Origin of the sequence: Nostoc sp. (assembly GCF_036917235.1) — a bacterium.
In the GTDB taxonomy this organism is placed as follows: domain Bacteria; phylum Cyanobacteriota; class Cyanobacteriia; order Cyanobacteriales; family Nostocaceae; genus Nostoc.
Genome location: NZ_JBALDU010000087.1, coordinates 1 through 15726, shown reverse-complemented (window position 1 = coordinate 15726; position 15726 = coordinate 1). Strand labels below are relative to the sequence as shown.

Annotated in this window: 16 protein-coding genes and 1 pseudogene; 8 read left to right on the top strand and 9 right to left on the bottom strand. The window is 39.8% G+C overall.

Annotated elements, in window-relative coordinates; all coding sequences use genetic code 11:
* Positions 1 to 14: 14 nt before the first annotated feature.
* From V7K44_RS24275 to V7K44_RS24260, 4 genes are all read left to right on the top strand, one after another.
* Complete coding sequence (locus V7K44_RS24275; protein ID WP_334935183.1) at positions 15 to 1277, top strand: sensor histidine kinase; 1263 nt, start codon at positions 15 to 17, stop codon at positions 1275 to 1277.
* A 125-nt stretch (positions 1278 to 1402) separates the two neighbouring features.
* The gene (locus V7K44_RS24270) at positions 1403 to 1837 is read left to right on the top strand and encodes a hypothetical protein (protein ID WP_334935291.1); all 435 of its coding nucleotides are present in this window, start codon (positions 1403 to 1405) and stop codon (positions 1835 to 1837) included.
* A 375-nt stretch (positions 1838 to 2212) separates the two neighbouring features.
* On the top strand, positions 2213 to 2776 hold the full coding sequence (locus V7K44_RS24265) for a 3'-5' exonuclease (RefSeq protein WP_334935181.1): 564 nt from the start codon (positions 2213 to 2215) through the stop codon (positions 2774 to 2776).
* A gap of 735 nt (positions 2777 to 3511) precedes the next feature.
* Entirely contained in the window at positions 3512 to 3769 is a 258-nt protein-coding gene (locus tag V7K44_RS24260; protein ID WP_334935179.1) for a hypothetical protein, read from the top strand.
* Between the two features lie 343 nt (positions 3770 to 4112).
* Here V7K44_RS24260 and V7K44_RS24255 read toward each other — a convergent pair whose 3' ends face one another.
* Positions 4113 to 4277: a hypothetical protein gene (locus V7K44_RS24255; RefSeq protein ID WP_334935177.1), complete on the bottom strand. Its 165-nt coding sequence runs from the start codon at positions 4275 to 4277 to the stop codon at positions 4113 to 4115.
* A gap of 452 nt (positions 4278 to 4729) precedes the next feature.
* Here V7K44_RS24255 and V7K44_RS24250 point away from each other — a divergent pair.
* Positions 4730 to 4903, top strand: a pseudogene (locus V7K44_RS24250) (superoxide dismutase); the annotation flags it as partial.
* Between the two features lie 110 nt (positions 4904 to 5013).
* Here V7K44_RS24250 and V7K44_RS24245 read toward each other — a convergent pair.
* From V7K44_RS24245 to V7K44_RS24230, 4 genes are all read right to left on the bottom strand, one after another.
* A complete protein-coding gene (locus V7K44_RS24245; RefSeq protein WP_334935175.1) occupies positions 5014 to 6360 on the bottom strand; it encodes a hypothetical protein in 1347 nt (448 codons plus the stop codon).
* A gap of 112 nt (positions 6361 to 6472) precedes the next feature.
* A complete protein-coding gene (locus tag V7K44_RS24240) occupies positions 6473 to 7171 on the bottom strand; it encodes a hypothetical protein (protein ID WP_334935173.1) in 699 nt (232 codons plus the stop codon).
* Between the two features lie 1291 nt (positions 7172 to 8462).
* Positions 8463 to 8735 carry a GlsB/YeaQ/YmgE family stress response membrane protein gene (locus V7K44_RS24235; protein WP_104909288.1) on the bottom strand — a complete coding sequence of 91 codons (273 nt, stop codon included), beginning with the start codon at positions 8733 to 8735 and terminating at the stop codon, positions 8463 to 8465.
* A gap of 531 nt (positions 8736 to 9266) precedes the next feature.
* The gene (locus V7K44_RS24230) at positions 9267 to 9767 is read right to left on the bottom strand and encodes a DUF4174 domain-containing protein (RefSeq protein WP_334935171.1); all 501 of its coding nucleotides are present in this window, start codon (positions 9765 to 9767) and stop codon (positions 9267 to 9269) included.
* A 31-nt stretch (positions 9768 to 9798) separates the two neighbouring features.
* On the opposite strand from V7K44_RS24230, the gene V7K44_RS24225 reads away from it, so the two are divergent.
* Positions 9799 to 9996, top strand: coding sequence for a hypothetical protein (locus V7K44_RS24225; RefSeq protein WP_334935169.1), 198 nt, complete (start codon positions 9799 to 9801; stop codon positions 9994 to 9996).
* Between the two features lie 172 nt (positions 9997 to 10168).
* Here V7K44_RS24225 and V7K44_RS24220 read toward each other — a convergent pair whose 3' ends face one another.
* Entirely contained in the window at positions 10169 to 11149 is a 981-nt protein-coding gene (locus V7K44_RS24220; RefSeq protein ID WP_334935167.1) for an aldo/keto reductase, read from the bottom strand.
* 882 nt (positions 11150 to 12031) lie between these two features.
* Between V7K44_RS24220 and V7K44_RS24215 the strand changes: the two genes are divergently transcribed.
* Positions 12032 to 12214: a hypothetical protein gene (locus V7K44_RS24215; RefSeq protein WP_334935165.1), complete on the top strand. Its 183-nt coding sequence runs from the start codon at positions 12032 to 12034 to the stop codon at positions 12212 to 12214.
* An 84-nt stretch (positions 12215 to 12298) separates the two neighbouring features.
* Here the strand turns inward: V7K44_RS24215 and V7K44_RS24210 are convergent, their stop codons facing one another.
* The 3 genes from V7K44_RS24210 to V7K44_RS24200 all read right to left on the bottom strand — a co-directional run bounded on the left by V7K44_RS24210 (position 12299) and on the right by V7K44_RS24200 (position 13469).
* A complete protein-coding gene (locus V7K44_RS24210; RefSeq protein ID WP_334703386.1) occupies positions 12299 to 12487 on the bottom strand; it encodes a hypothetical protein in 189 nt (62 codons plus the stop codon).
* Between the two features lie 208 nt (positions 12488 to 12695).
* Complete coding sequence (locus V7K44_RS24205) at positions 12696 to 13277, bottom strand: NADPH-dependent FMN reductase (protein ID WP_334935163.1); 582 nt, start codon at positions 13275 to 13277, stop codon at positions 12696 to 12698.
* Positions 13278 to 13289: 12 nt separating this feature from the next.
* A complete protein-coding gene (locus V7K44_RS24200; protein ID WP_334935161.1) occupies positions 13290 to 13469 on the bottom strand; it encodes a hypothetical protein in 180 nt (59 codons plus the stop codon).
* Between the two features lie 581 nt (positions 13470 to 14050).
* On the opposite strand from V7K44_RS24200, the gene V7K44_RS24195 reads away from it, so the two are divergent.
* The gene (locus V7K44_RS24195) at positions 14051 to 15334 is read left to right on the top strand and encodes an MFS transporter (protein WP_334935159.1); all 1284 of its coding nucleotides are present in this window, start codon (positions 14051 to 14053) and stop codon (positions 15332 to 15334) included.
* Positions 15335 to 15726: the final 392 nt, after the last annotated feature.

Here is a 15726-nt window from a genome sequence, read left to right as displayed (position 1 = left end):
ATTGTTAATTCATCATGCTTAAGACCTCAGATACCGGATTTATTTTGATTGTAGATGATAATCCAACAAATTTATCTCTCCTGTGTGAAGCACTCAATAGTAAGGGTTTTCGTTTTCGGGTTGCAGTCGATGGAGAAAGTGCGATCGCTCAAGTCAAACGCAATCAACCAGAGTTGATTTTGCTGGATGTACAAATGCCCGGTATTGACGGATTTGAAACTTGTCGCCGTCTCAAAGATAATCCTGTTACCCAAAACATTCCGATTATTTTTACTACTGCCTTAGCAGATACAGAGAGCAAAACGAAGGGATTTTCCCTTGGGGCAGTTGACTATATCCCGAAACCATTTGCCCAAGAAGAAGTGATTGCGAGAGTACGCGTACATTTACAACTCAAACAATTGACTGAATCTTTGGAACAACAAGTTAGCGATCGCACCAAGGCTTTGCAAAAAGCCCAAGTCCAACTAGTACAGCAAGAGAAACTATCAACACTCGGAGAGCTAATCGCTGGTATTGGCCATGAAATCAATAACCCGATCAACTTTATTTCCAGCAATATTCCACCCTTGGAAGAACATATTACAGCAGTAACCGAGTTGCTTCGACTATATGAACAAGAGTATCCCAACCCAACAGCTAAAATTACCAATACTATTGAGAACTTGGATCTAAACTTTGTTCTCGAAGATATGGGAAAAATCTTGAACTCACTCCACATAGGAAGCGAACGAATTCAGAATCTTTCTAATTCACTCCGTACCTTCTCTCGCTCGGATAGTGATGCCAAAATATCTGCTGATTTGCACCAAGGAATAGATAGTACACTAATGATTTTGCAACACCGCCTCAAGGCTAATGGCGATCGTCCCGGTATTGAAGTTATTAAAAATTATGGAATATTACCAGAGGTAAATTGCTATCTAGGGCAAATGAATCAAGTATTTATGAACATTCTCGCAAATGCAATTGATGCCCTTGATGAAGCTATAATGGAAGGGAAAATGAGCAATCTAATTCCTCAGATTAAAATTGCCACAGAAATATATTCTGAACAATCGGTTATAATTCGGATTGCTGACAATGGGATTGGTATTCCTGAACGGCTTAAAAAACGCTTGTTTGAGCCGTTGTTTACGACAAAAACTGTTGGCAAAGGTACTGGACTTGGCTTGTCTATTGCATATCAAATTGTTGTAGAGAAACACAAAGGTGTATTAGAAGTGAATTCTCAACCTGGTATGGGAACCGAATTTATCATCAAAATTCCCACTTGAGAGCGGTATTTAATTAATGACAAAGCTGCTCAAGCATTTATCATACTGGAGAGTAAGGAAAAATTTCCCTAATACCTAATTCTTAACTTCTATATAAAGTGAACTCAACTTTAGATCCTCAATTAATGGCAGAACGCATAGAATCCCTCAAGGCTGGAATAGTTGGGGGACTATGTGTGTGTTTTAGCTTCGCGATTGCTAGCCTGTTGAATACTTTCGTATTAGCAAAGTATTTTCAGATACTCGCATGTCTGCAATGTGATGTTAACTGGCGTTTGTTGGTGAGTGGTGCGATCGCAGCTTTTACTGGTTTTTTATTTGGTGTCACTTACCGTTATATCATCCGCTCCGATCAAAATCCCCAACTCAAAGCTGGTGGCGTGTTAGCCTTTGGCTTGGTGCGCGGATTAACTCAGATAGAACTTGGGTGGAATTCCCACATCACAATTTGGCCTTTTTTAGTGTTGGCGGCAGAAAGTTTGCTGTGGTTTGCGCTGGCTGCGTTGGCTCTTGATCTCGCTATCCAATTCCGTTGGGTTAAACCTTTTTCATCAATCTAAATTCCTTTTGCCTAAGTTGCGAAGTTGTGGTCTTACAGCTAGCTGTAGTTCAAATAAATCAAAAAGGCTGTAAGCATGACGTTTTTGTAGTATGATAAATACAATAAGATTACAAAATTAGTTGTGCAATTATTTAAAATCGTGTATAAATAATGACTAACCTTAATTATTATCGAACAGAATTCAGGAGTCAGAATTCAGTTCGGTATTCTGTACAACTGGCGGATAGCGACGCGGAAAGCGAGTCTTCTCCCAAGGGAGAAGGGGAGACGGCAAGGGCGAACGAGCGTCACGAGCGTCTTGATTCTGACCAGAGGCGGAGCGTCTCCGGCTCCGCTCCTGAATTCTGAATTCTTCTTCAATCTATTACATAATATGAATACTAAAATATCTGACTATTATCTGATAGTCGATTTGGAAGCTACGTGCTGTAACAATAAAACTATTCCCCGTCACCAAATGGAAATCATTGAAATCGGTGCAGTGATGCTCAATCGAGCAACGTGGGAAATTGATTCCGAGTTTCAGCAATTCATCCAACCTGTGAGACACCCGCAACTGACAGATTTTTGCACAGAATTGACTAGTATTCAGCAGCAAGATGTTGACGAAGCACCCAAATTTTTCGAGGCAATTTCTCGCTTCAAAGAATGGATTAGTTTATTTTCCAACTATATTTTTTGTTCTTGGGGTAATTACGACAAAAAGCAATTTATTCAAGATTGTGCGTTTCACAATTTTACTTATCCTTTTACTTCAGAACACATAAATATCAAAGAGGAATTTTCAGAATATCTTGGCATATCTAAAAAGTTTGGCATGGCGCAGGCTCTCAATGAGTTGGGGATAGAATTAAAAGGCACACACCATCGTGGCATTGATGATGCCCGCAATATTGCAGCTATCTACAGACAGATTAGAAGCAAAAAAATCAGCTGAATAAATAATATAAAAATTGTAGTAGCGTCGCCTAGCTAAAATAGTGGATAAAATCTAGCTATTATGCTGTAAACAATATGTTCATACAAGCAAATGAGACTTACATAACATAATAAAATTAGGAGTTGTATGAATAATTATTATTCTTAGTCCAAGATATTTATTATTTACAAGGTTTGAATTATAGCTTTAAAAAATAAATTTTTAGCTATATCTATTTTTGTTTGAATTAACTGACAACTAAGGTAATATATATAATATTTGGCTTAGTGTAACTGCAAAATAACAGTCCACGATCGGGTTATAAGCCAATAATATTGATTTTGAGGCTACAATTTATGATCGGATTTTGGCGAAAAAAAATAGTTTTTTTCTTCACAAAATTGTGTTGACAATTCTGCTAATTTCTCACGAATCAGTACCAATAGCTGAGGCACAAACTTCTACACCATCACCTACTAGACCGAATGGCACGCTTGTTAAGGGTAAATCCATTATCTATTAAGTAATAAGTAATAAGTATCCCTCTTCTGTCACTTCCCGGCAGGGCGATCGCTCCCTTCGTCCTGCCACACCCACTCCGACATCTACCGAATTGCATGGGGACGGACCAAGGGCGATCGCTCTCCTCACCCTGTCACTGCTAACTTGACTACAAAAAACAAACTCCGTGCTACGCGAGGTAATACGGGGTGTTATTTGGGAGTGTGAGAGAATGGTTTTATAGGTCGTCGTTTGGCAAACCTGACTCGTTTAAAGTGTCTCTCATCTCGTTCTAAGTTATCAGCGATGGGTAGGGTTTATGGAAAACTTTTCGGTCTAGTAGCAGCCGGCGTTGGTTCTGCACGGATCAGGCGGTCTTCTGGGTATGACACCAGTCTCAACCTGATTAAATTTCTGTTGAGTATTGTCAAAATTTTTGCCTTGGAGATTCGTTATCGATTCGGCTCCAACTTGATGCGGGTTCACAAAGTCGAACAGAGTGAGCATTGATAAGACACAAATCGTAACGGTGGCAATAGTCTTATGATTTTTCATTCTAAAAAATCTGTTTGGAGGTACATAAAGTTTTTACCACACTTTTACGCGTACAATTTATTAAGGTTTTTGACTATGGCCAATTGTTTTATAAGTTTACCGTCTCCTGCAAGTCCTCTGTAAGAGAAAATGTTAGGAAATATGAGTATCCCTACATTGGGTGTTAAATGATGATATTGTTTGTGAGAAATCCGGGTTTAAAGGCTGTGAATACCCACAAACAGAGAAATACCCCTAGAACAGGTTAGATGGGTTCTAAGGGTGGTTTTATTGTTTATTAAATTCTAAAAATATACTACTATTCTAATCTTTTACTTTCAATATCAATTATTTGCTTTTTTAGCATTTCTTCCTCTGGTGTTTTATCATCTTTAAAATCAATAATCATTCTTATTTTATTATCTTCATCATTTATTAAATAATTTCTATCTACTATCCCTCTTATGTCACTCTCCGAAAACATTTGCCTTTTCTAAAATCTAGAGCTTTTGTATAGCAAGCGATTGCACGATTCTTTTCTAATAACAAATACAAGACCAACTTTTTTTTAATAGTATAGCTTGTATTGGTTGCCTCATGAGGCTTCTAGCGATCGCCCTCGCGGAGAGTGACAGAAGAGGGATAATAAGTAGTGAGTAAGAAAAAAGGACAATAACTTCGCCACTCATTACTCATTACTCATTACTCCTTACTCATTACTCATTACTCCTCACTCATTACTCATTACTCATTACTTATGACCAACAAAGGCTTTAGGGTGTAGGGTATCGGGTGTGGGGTGTAGGGAATGAAGAATAAGTAATCTCTGTTTCACCTCGTGAGCTTGAATGATGTTTATTAACACTACCCCCTACCCCCAACAAGATAGCCCAGACGAGGTTTCACGTTTTCTTAGTGCCATTCCCTACTAGACCGTTTGCCACTGTAGCTTATCCTAATAGGTCATTAAGTGCTTCTCCCGCACAACTAGCACCATTGCCTTATGCTTATGGGGCACTAGGAAAAGCTATTGATGCTGTAACGATGAAGTTGCATCATAATGCACATCATGCTAGCTACGTCAAGAACTTAAAGTTTAGGGTAGCACAGCTAGCTGTGCTACCCTACGTGGTTAATTATTTCTTTCTAAGCCTGATGCTCGTAGACATCGCTGGAAACTAGCGCTCTAACTTTTCCCTAAATCCCCTTATGTAAAATAATTACGAATGACGGATTTTGAAAGTTCGGTGTTTGTTACGGACTATCCATAGTAGAACAATTAGCAATACAAGCGCTTTGATCGTTGATGGCTCCATTACCTTTTTCACTTGTGTGGGGGTTTGAGGAGTAACATTACACGGAACCTCAACGATCTGTGTGTGATTAGAACCATTACCACTAGGAGTCAGATCGCATTCGCCTTTACTGGTGAGAGACAAAGGTGCATTTTCTGGAGTAACAGGTACAGGTGGTTGAGCTGAAGAAACAGGTATAGGTGGTTGAGCTGAAGAAACAGATGGTTGAGCTGAAGAACTATCGCCACTCAGTAGTAGAAGCAGAATTAAACCAAGACCCCCAACGCCGATTATTGGCCAAAGTGGAAAGGAATTAGGACTGTCGGGTACCAAGACATCTCCTGTAGAGCCAGGGAAAGCATCAAAAGCTATTGTTTCTCCATCCAAGGCTAGTGGATTGTCACTCAGCAAAGTATCTCCTGCGATATCTTCTCCTAAGAGCTGATTAAATTCCGCTGGAATCGCATTGTTGGGGCGTCCAAGTTCCCCACCATCTTCGGAGTATGGAAAGGATAGTACTTCAAAAATCTTCTGTTGGAGTTGGTTCTGATCTCCAGTACTCAACGCATCCAAACCTGTAGAGATTTTATTTAAATAGAAATTTGTCATCTCTGGCGACAGACCTAGAGACTGAATCTGCTCTTGAATGTTAGAAATTTTTGAGGCCTCTTCAAACAGCAGTCGTCCGTATGACAATTTCAGGTCTAGTAATCCATTACGAAGGCTAACAGAGTCATTGACTCCTGAGTATGGTGCCCAGTAGAAGTGCTTGGTTACAAGTCCGAGTCCTTCTACTGGATTGCGACCAAAAGGTTGTCCTAGAAGGTATTGAGATCCATCCATGATTGTGGGAGATGCGTTTCTCCAAAATGAGGCGTAAGGCACCGCAGAGAGATTGGGATTATTGCCGTAGAAGCTAGCGAAATTCTGGAAGTTTTTCTCCCCACCGGCTGCTCGGATCAGAAGGTTTTGATAACTAGTTCCATTGTTTAACTCCACTAATCGTTGGATTACCGATCCAGTCTTATTGCAGGCCAGACCAAATCCCACATCACATCCAGGAATGACTCGCATCTGGCTCAAATTCTGGTTCTTAATTTGGTACTGAAGATACTCAGACTCCAGCCCTTGTTGGATGCCATAGCGTCCAACATTTAGCTGTGCAAAAGCAGACTGACACGTAGTAAGTACTACTGCAACAGATGAAAATGCGATCGCTGCAAAGCGAACTACCTTCGGCATCGCAATTCTTTGAACAATTGATTTAGACAAGATGCACCTCCACTAAACGACAGCAATTTAATTGGGGATTGGGCACAAGAGGCAGAGGGGAAAGACTTACTGCTACTTCTCCTCTGCTTCCCTGTTCCCCTACTTCCCCAATTCAACTCTTAGGTAAATAAATGTTGATCGTGATTCCCGTACCTTTAAGGTTTCCTGATGAGAGTGTGTGATATAAGACCATAGCCCGGTTTGGTTGGTCAAAAAGATACCCACGACGTGTAGGTTTGATCTTCCCTTCCTTGACTAAGGAAACGAAGGCTTGTAGATATCTACGGATACCTTGACGGTTCTCTTTAGTAGTACTCGTATGATGCTCAATCAGCATCATAAAGAAGTCCAAGCTACGATTTTCCTGACCTTGAATTAGACTGCCTTCATCTAGGAAAGAACTTGCTATGAGCCTGCTATTAACTTGTTTGACCTTAAATAAAGTAAAGTAACGTCCTTCTTTTTTAGGATCGTTGGCATAACAGACCCAGGAACCTTCTTTATTTTGTGTAAAACCCTGTTCAGCAAGGTAAGAAAGCAAAGAATTACTTGTCTTAGTTTGTGGTGGAGGTAATAAATCTTCAATGGGATCTAAAGAGCAAATCCTCTGTGTTGTTTTCCGTGGATAAACAGCAGGAGTCTGCTGAGTATTGACGCGAAAGGGCTGTGTTGTTTTTCGTGGATAAACAGCAGGTGTCTGTTGGGTATTGACGCTAAAGGGCTTGTCATCAGACATTGCCATGCTAGACATTGCAGCCAACGCAGATACTTGGAGAACGATCGCTCCAAACAAACGAACTATGATATTCATGTTTTTCCTGTTACTCTTACTGACTTTGTGAATAATCGAATTTTTACTAGATCGAGATTATCTAGCAGTCCTAAATTATTTATTAAATTTAAGTGTTTGCCTGATTTGATCGAGTAGCTTAAGTTTTCACTAATCAAATAGGACTTTTATATATAGGTAACAAGCACAAAGAGAATCAATAGACCTCTTGCAAAAGTCCCTAACACCCCACCCCGACCCCTCCCCGCTCTTCGGGAGGGGAGACAAAGCGTAGCTTTGGCGGGGTGGGGTTCTTTCTTATTTTTGATTTATGCAAGAGGTCTAATATCTAAATAAAACACACAATGCTAATGTCTTCTTGACAAGAAAAATTAGGCTTTTTGATATTTTTACATATACAAAAAACTATTGACATTGTGTCAAAACTTCTCTATTTACTCTTGTATAATTTTTTGCCATCTTAAGAGGGTTTTATGCCTTTCTCGCTGGCTATGATGATTCCTAAAAAAGAGCTTTAGTTAGCTCTTCAGTACCTTATATAAGCAGAGTTTAAAAAGCTCTGTGCTTTGCACGTTAGGGCTTTTGTTGATTTCCTGGGTAGGTTGAATAATTTTTTGTTTTTTGGAGGTAGCGCACCTAACTAACTCTTTCAGCATGGTTATAAATTGATGTATAAATAATATCTCCCTGACAGTAAGATAATATTACCATGAGCTTGAGACGTGCAACAGTATTGTGGACAGTTGTCAAAGTTGTACACTGGGAATCGTAACTACCTCTTCATTAAATTCCATAGCAAATAGGTGAGAGGCAAGCTTAATCTATTTACACATTACTAGTATTTAAGAACTTAATACTATTGTTAGTAAACCACTACTTATACGTATTAAATATAACTTTAATTGAGATAAAACACGTATAATTAATAGATTGCGATCGCTAATCCAAGTTTTTAATTATGCTGCCAGACGATATCTATGATGGGCTACGCTTATGCACCAAACCAAGTTAAGTTAGATTACAAGTATAAAATTTGCGGTTTAGAACGCTGTTGCTGTTGTTGCCACAGACCTTATAAGCCTGTAAGGCAGGTATTTACGACTTCTCTCATACCAAATTCAAAAAATGTTTGCAACAGATAGGGCATCTAAAATAAAATCATAGCCTCAACATTATTCAGGTTGATAATGTTGAGGCTATTAGTATGACAAGCGGCAAATTATGTCAATAATTGTTGATAAACAGAACTTACGCATTGACAGGTAAGACAAAAAGTGCATAAGTTCTAAATTAGTTAATTCAATTTAATTTATTACAAAGCACTGCGGCTAGTTAACGCGTTCCACAAGAAGACTGCAACAATTGCACCCAGAACTGCTACTGCAATACCGGGAATACTCAAAGAGGGAGCCGCTAGAGCAAAGCTTCCTGTACTGAAGAATACACCCAAACTACCACCAATAAAAGCACCAACGATTCCTAATAAAATTGTTGCTAAAATTCCGCCGCCTTGATGACCTGGGTAGATAGCCTTTGCGATCGCACCAGCAATTAGACCTAAAACAATCCAAGCAAGAATATTCATTGTTTTTATTTGATAAACGTTTTTTAGTGACAAATACACAATAGCAATCCAAATATTGACATTCAATCTACCAACAGAAGCAATTGCTAATAGCCTTGAGGATGAACGCTATTACTTCTCATGATGAACTCCCTTTATTGAGATGGATAATAAAAAAAAGCTCCTAGTAAGTCTAAAACCAGGAGCTAATAAATTCATTGCTTGATAATTGCAGTATATGCATTTTTAATGATTGTTCTCATCTACTTGAAGCATTGAACTCAGGTTTCAAAGCAGATACTCTTGTAGGTTCACACTTAAGTTTACCCAACTTGTAAAATTCTGGTGCTGTAAGAGGTTTGCGCTTAGGGATTGGCGTAGCATTTGGAGTGAGCTAATCAGCATTAAAGTTGCATAATTAGGGCGGGCAAGATGCCCACGCCACAAGACATTGAAAAAATTTTAATATGCAAATTTAATGTGTTTTAGCTTAAAGGGCAATTGCCTGTACTTGCATTAGTGTTAAACAATAAAACCAACTGCTTTGCCAATTCATCGTTCTTGCATTTCTTGCTGACGCATAGGCATAGCGTCAATTTGCTCAAAAATTGCTGTCGCTTGTACTGGTGTAGTTTCTTGGCGCTTAATACCACCATCTTTGCCAATCAAAATGACGCGAAAGTTTTCTTTATCAACCCCAAAGCGATTTCGCAAATTGGCAGCAGAAGACTCATCTATTAACTGTCCGTTGGCATAGCTTTTATCTGTTGCTAAGACTTTAACCAGAACTAAATCCCGATCTTTAAAATCGTTTTGGCGCTGGTTAAATACCTGCATCTGTTGCTGATAGTTATGGTTATCAACAGACGGTGCAAAGATTAGCAGCACACGGTTTTGCCATTTTTGAGAATTGAGGTTAAATGAAGACATTTTGATAGTATGGGTTGAACCTTGGACAGTACCAGCAATGGTGACGGGCGATAGGGCTATAGATGTGGCGATCGTCAGGGCGATTAATACTGAGTTATTCACTTTGGAGGTTGTTAGGCTCATAATGACAATGACATGAACGAGGTTTGATGAAATGTCAGAAGCTTGGACAGACTCTTCTCAACTACAACAGTGGCATCAAGGTATTGAGATGGCTAACCGCAATAACATTTTCTGTCATTGTCGTAGTTGCAGCGATGAATGGGTGGACTCTGTGATGGATGCAGTCTGTAGCAAATGCGGCAGCAAAGATGTTGAATATATCTCGTGCTGGCAGTTTCCAGACGATTGAATGAGTATCGAGAATGTAGTCGATAAAATAGCGATGTCTACGACGGGCTGCGCCTACGCTACTTTTGACATTTCCTCAGAGAATTCTGGGTGATTACTTTGTTAAGCTGCGGTAATGTCTGCTTGTGCATCTAAAGCGGAATTTGAAAAAATACTCCAGCTTTTCAGATAGATCAACGGTTAACAGTACTCATGTCAGGATAGCGATCGCCAGCTGCCACATTTTTTGGTGCAACTGTTTCCAGTCGATTCAAATCTTGTTCAGTCAGGACAATTTCGGTAGCTGCAACATTCTCCTCCAAGTAAGTACGGCGTTTTGTACCAGGGATTGGGACAATATCTTCTCCTTGAGCGAATAGCCATGCTAAAGCAAGCTGACTAGAAGTTACTCCTTTTTCGCTGGCGATCGCTTTGACTTGCTCTACTAATTGCAGGTTTTTATAAAAATTCTCACCTTGAAACCGAGGAGAATTTCTTCGATAGTCATCAGGTGCAAGATCGTCAGGGCTAGCGATCGCACCTGATAAAAATCCTCTTCCTAATGGGCTATAGGGAACAAACCCAATTCCTAATTCCCGCACAGTAGGTAAAATTTCATCCTCTGGCTCTCGACTCCAAAGAGAGTATTCTGTTTGCAGTGCAGTAATGGGGTGAACTGCTACAGCTCGTCGAATCGTCGCGGGGGCAGCTTCTGAAAGCCCCAAATAACGTACTTTTCCCAGCTTGACTAACTCTGCCATTGCCCCAACAGTATCTTCAATGGGGACAGTTGGATCTACGCGATGTTGATAATAGAGGTCAATCACTTCCACTCCCAGACGTTTTAGTGAGGCATCACAAGCTTGATGGACATATTCTGGTCTACCATCAACCCCTTTAAAACCACCATCTTCAGTACGGACATTGCCAAATTTAGTTGCTAAAACTACTCGATCTCGGCGATCTTTAATTGCTCTGCCTACTAGTTGCTCGTTGGTAAACGGCCCATACATATCAGCAGTATCAAGAAAATTAACTCCAAGTTCTAATGCTCGATGAATTGTCGCGATCGCCTCAATTTCATCACGACCACTATAGAACTCAGACATTCCCATGCAACCAAGTCCGATAGTTGAAACTTCTAACCCAAGTTTCCCTAGCTTTCTGTTTTTCATAAAATAATTTCCTACTCAGTAATTGGTCTTAGAATATGACACGAATGGCACTAAGAAAAGCCCAGAGGCTTGGGTCGTCTTTTTCCCAGCCTCCAGGCTGGGAATGTATTTAAAGTGGGCTTCTGCCTTTTGTCAAGAAGATCGGAGGTGGAGCCTCCTAGAATGGGTTTCCAGCATAGAGGCTGGGAAGCAGTCAGAGCAAGGGCTGTATCTTTTCTTAGTGCCATTTGAATATGACACCTTTCAGCATTATCCCTTTCCCTTCCACCAAGTCATCTATTATTAGAAGTATTTACTGATATACAGTAGAATTCAGAATTCAGAATTCAGGAGTAAAACACGCTTTATACCTGGGTAACAGACTTAGCCTGTGTACCTCACCAACTTGAAATCGGCTGTAAGTACGTTGATTTGCGGGTACTTCACATTTATTTTACCAGCCGTGTTAAGACAGCTTTCTAGTCTACACACTTTTACTATGGGTTTTTTAGTGAATTACTAGCCAGTTGTAGAGAAGCGATGACCAAAAGCTGTAAATTGGCTGCTGAGTTATTTTTACAGCGTTGGGTCAACAACTGGCGATTTGTGGTTGTTCTGTTCTGTATCTCATTTAAACTGCAAAATACAGAGTTGTGATGCCAAATTGCCAGAACCTTTGAATATGGTATCCTCACTTCAACTTGTTCTTAGAGGAGACGTGGAAAGAGTTGATGGCAGTTTGGTCAAATACCTCTACCAATTAAAAAGACAACTTTTAGCAAGCGTTCGTTAAGCACGCCTAATAATGGTCGGTTGTTACACACACGAGTCTGATTGTTATTCGTCAGAATGTAGTGGTGCAATCTATTGCACTCTTACAAAAGCTAAATTCAGAGGTAAACTATGTTTCCTTTTTGGGGTAATCCATGTTATGGAAGCGAACCCATTTCGCACAAAGCTAGCTTAGAACGGAAATTAAAATTCTTAATTTGGCTGCGAGATGATTTAGAGTCCAAACTGGCTGGTATTAATGCTTCTATTGAGACTATTCGTCAGCAAATAGAACGTTCAGACTCATCTATTTAGAACTTAGCTGATATAGCAATTCATCTCATCACCTACCCAATAAGCAGGTGATGAGATGAATTGCAAGTGAATTGACGACTACTATTAACCAGTCAACTTAATGACGCCTTGGCTAACTAGAGATTCAAGCTGAGAATGATGCTGTGTTTGCTCTCGTAGCAACTTGAGTTGCTCGTAACTGAGAATGTGTAATCCTGGCCGGACAACATAACCTTCAATGGTAATGCTTTGTGGCTGCTGGCTGTCGGTGCGGTTGTAGCTAATTGAAGGCATATTTACAAAGGGTAAGTCAGAACTGATTAGTAGAGAGTTTGATTCTTCACTCTCTTACAGCTTCACACAAGTTTCTCTTAAAGGGTGACTAAGGGTTGAGTTTGTCCCTCAATATCGAAAGAACCTATGGCAGTTTTCGCCAAAGATATATAATAAACTTTAGTTAATTAATCAGTCCGTTATAACTAATAATTGATTGCTGACTCGATTAGAAGGGGTTTCCTTTTTCTTTTCTTTGTCGTTGTAATGCTTCTTCGTACCACTCTAATTCATCTAAAAATTGACCGACTCTTTTGGTCAAAGCAGTTTCCTGTGAAGTACCGGCTTCATCCAGAGAGTTTTCAATTTTAGAAATAGCAAAAATGCTTGAAATAGTAGGCATTCCCATCTCTGACAGAAAAGCGCGTAACTGAATGGCTGCCCGTACTCCTCCAAAGCTACCAGATGAGTAACAAACAATACCAGCAGGACGGAAAAAATATTCTTCTAGATAGTGATCCATCAGATTACTCAATCCTGGTTGAATGGAATGGTTGTACTCTCCTGCAACAACTACAAAACCGTCTGCTGTTCGGATATGTTCTGCCAGTTCTTCCATCTTTGCAGGAGCCTGACCTTTGCCATATTCTTTATACATCCGGTCTAAGATACCAAAGTCATACTCCTTTGCGTCCGCAAAAATCACCTCATGGTTTCTTTGGTTAAGCTGGTTAATCATGAATCTAGCAGCTTTGATGCCCTGGCGATCGCTCCTGTAGGAACCATAGAAGACTATTGTTTTAAATTTCACGATCGATGATTTTTAATAACTAAATAGTTTTAAGTCTAGGGATACCACCAGCAAGCAATCACCCACCCCCAATCTTTTCCAGCCTTGGGTAGCACCAGTTTTCACAACCTTTTGCAATTTTTGGAGAATGGCTTTTGTGGTGGTGTCAGTGACTGGTGTATACACATCTATATTATTATCGGTGACTGACACCAAAATCAGCGAACAGTAAAAAGTTTACACTCAACACAAAGTCTCAAGCTCTGACTCTCCAGTGATAACTGATAACTGATTTACCCACTGCCCCAAAATTAACTCACGACAATCCTGTAGGTCAACAGACTAATAGACACACTTCCGATTTTCCTTCGACCCAAATAGTCCAATTTCAAATCAAACTTTATCAATAACTTTTGGGCGATGTCTACAACGATCTACGCCTATGCTTTAGCTATTTTATTATCAAGTCAATTTCTGTGATTAATAGGTGTGAGCTTTGTGAGCGCATAATCTACACCCTTTGGCAATCACTCACCACTTCAAGGTTAACCTACACCAACCACTGACCCAAACTCCGTTGCAGTAAGGCTCACCATCAAAAATTGGGAGATTTTAGAAAAATATTTTTCAAGGGTGATTTAAGTACAGCATTTGGGAACAATTTATGGAACTCAGGTTTTTGTAGGTACTTAGATGATTTCTCAGTACCTACAAAAAGAAGATAAACCTGTTCAAAATACAGCCTGAGTTTGCCCAAAAGGAAATAAATCACCGAACTTGCAATATCTATAAAAATGCTTAATTCTGAAATTCAAAAAGACTTTCGCCATAACTTTACTGTCAATATTATTGAAAGTGGATTTTTTGGTTTTGGGAGTGGTTTTGCTTCATTTTTCACGATTCTTCCGCTATTTGTTAGCACTCTTATCGATTCTCCATTGCTCATCGGCCTGATCCCAGCTATTCCACGCTTAGGCTGGCAATTACCTCAGCTATTAACAGCTAATAAAGTAGCTCGTCTACAGTGTTACAAACCAACTGTAATGTTGTTGACAATTCATCAGAAGCTTCCTTTTTTGGTATTAGCACTGATAGCTTTGTTACAACTAAAACTCAATCACCAAACTATCTTACTGTTGACATTTGCCATACTGATTTGGCAAGGGCTAGGTGGTGGGGTTAGCGCCACTGCTTGGCAAAGCATGATTGCTAAAATTGTTCCCTCCAGAAAGCTTGGTATTTTTTACGGTACTTTAGCAGCATCTGGTAATTTTATGAGTATTTGTGGTGCTGCGATCGCTGGTTTACTACTTAAGGAAATTGCTCAACCATTTAACTTTGCTCTGTGTTTTTTGTGTGCCAGTTTGGCAATGGCTCTATCTTGGTTTTTTATGTCTAGGACGCGAGAGCCAGTAAACACCACATCATCAGCCTTTGAAACTAGACGTGAATTTTGGGACAGTCTGGGTGTAATTCTCCGGTGCGATGAGAATTTTCGTTGCTTTGTGATTGCACGTATGATCTCACAGTTAGCACTGATGCCGCTTCCCTTCTATACACTCTATGCCGTACATCAATATGGGATGGGAGAAGCATCTGTTGGGCTAATTACTACTCTATTGATGGTTACACAAACTATTGCTGGATTAATTATGGGTTGGTTAGGCGATCGCACGGGTCGTAAGTTAGTCTTGGAAACTGGTTGTATTGCCTGTGCATTCAGTTCGGTTTTAGCTTGTCTAGCACCCAATGCAAACTGGTTTTACTTGGTATTTATAGGAGCGGGAATAGGTATGATGGCTCTGCAAAACATTGCTGCGGTAATGACTTTAGAATTTGGCAACCAGTACCAACGACCAGCCTATATTGGTCTTGGTAATACTCTTGTTGCCCCTGCCACCATCCTTGCTCCCCTACTAGGTGGATGGATAGTGGAGAATATTGACTATAGAACTACCTTCTTGGTAGCAGCTATCGGTGCATTAGCTACAGCAGCGCTTTTGCACGTAGGAGTAAGCGATCCACACTATCTTGAAGAAAATTTTAGTAACGATTCAGTTAATGTTTTGCCTGAGTAGTAAGCATTTGATATTAATTCGTCATCCCTAATCCGAATGCGCTAGCTTGCTGTAGGCTCATACACCTGTCACTAACACACCCCTACTAAAGAGTTATTAATTAATCAAAAGCAGGAGGCAGAGGGAATATTTTTTATTATTTTATTAATAGTTATTTTTGCTTATCTACATTATTGATCAACTAACCTAGCATTTTTATCACCCCCATAACACTGTAGAAATCATTCTTGGGAGTGAAAGTTGGATGATTCTAACTATGGTATGAACCTAAAAGCAGTTAACAAAGTATTGCAAGGTTTAGGGCGTGTCATCAATTAAGCCAAATGACAGAAGCAGCCAGATAAATTGCACCCAAAAAGTTAGTAGCGCGTTTATCGTAGCGCGTCGCAATC

Excerpts from the sequence above, each read along its gene's own strand:
- V7K44_RS24275 (WP_334935183.1), top strand. The coding sequence starts at position 15 with ATGCTTAAGACCTCAGATACCGGATTTATTTTGATTGTAGATGATAAT.
- V7K44_RS24270 (WP_334935291.1), top strand. The coding sequence starts at position 1,403 with ATGGCAGAACGCATAGAATCCCTCAAGGCTGGAATAGTTGGGGGACTA.
- V7K44_RS24265 (WP_334935181.1), top strand. The coding sequence starts at position 2,213 with ATGAATACTAAAATATCTGACTATTATCTGATAGTCGATTTGGAAGCT.
- V7K44_RS24255 (WP_334935177.1), bottom strand. The coding sequence starts at position 4,277 with ATGTTTTCGGAGAGTGACATAAGAGGGATAGTAGATAGAAATTATTTA.
- V7K44_RS24240 (WP_334935173.1), bottom strand. The coding sequence starts at position 7,171 with ATGAATATCATAGTTCGTTTGTTTGGAGCGATCGTTCTCCAAGTATCT.
- V7K44_RS24235 (WP_104909288.1), bottom strand. The coding sequence starts at position 8,735 with ATGAATATTCTTGCTTGGATTGTTTTAGGTCTAATTGCTGGTGCGATC.
- V7K44_RS24230 (WP_334935171.1), bottom strand. The coding sequence starts at position 9,767 with ATGAGCCTAACAACCTCCAAAGTGAATAACTCAGTATTAATCGCCCTG.
- V7K44_RS24225 (WP_334935169.1), top strand. The coding sequence starts at position 9,799 with ATGTCAGAAGCTTGGACAGACTCTTCTCAACTACAACAGTGGCATCAA.
- V7K44_RS24220 (WP_334935167.1), bottom strand. The coding sequence starts at position 11,149 with ATGAAAAACAGAAAGCTAGGGAAACTTGGGTTAGAAGTTTCAACTATC.
- V7K44_RS24215 (WP_334935165.1), top strand. The coding sequence starts at position 12,032 with ATGTTTCCTTTTTGGGGTAATCCATGTTATGGAAGCGAACCCATTTCG.
- V7K44_RS24210 (WP_334703386.1), bottom strand. The coding sequence starts at position 12,487 with ATGCCTTCAATTAGCTACAACCGCACCGACAGCCAGCAGCCACAAAGC.
- V7K44_RS24195 (WP_334935159.1), top strand. The coding sequence starts at position 14,051 with ATGCTTAATTCTGAAATTCAAAAAGACTTTCGCCATAACTTTACTGTC.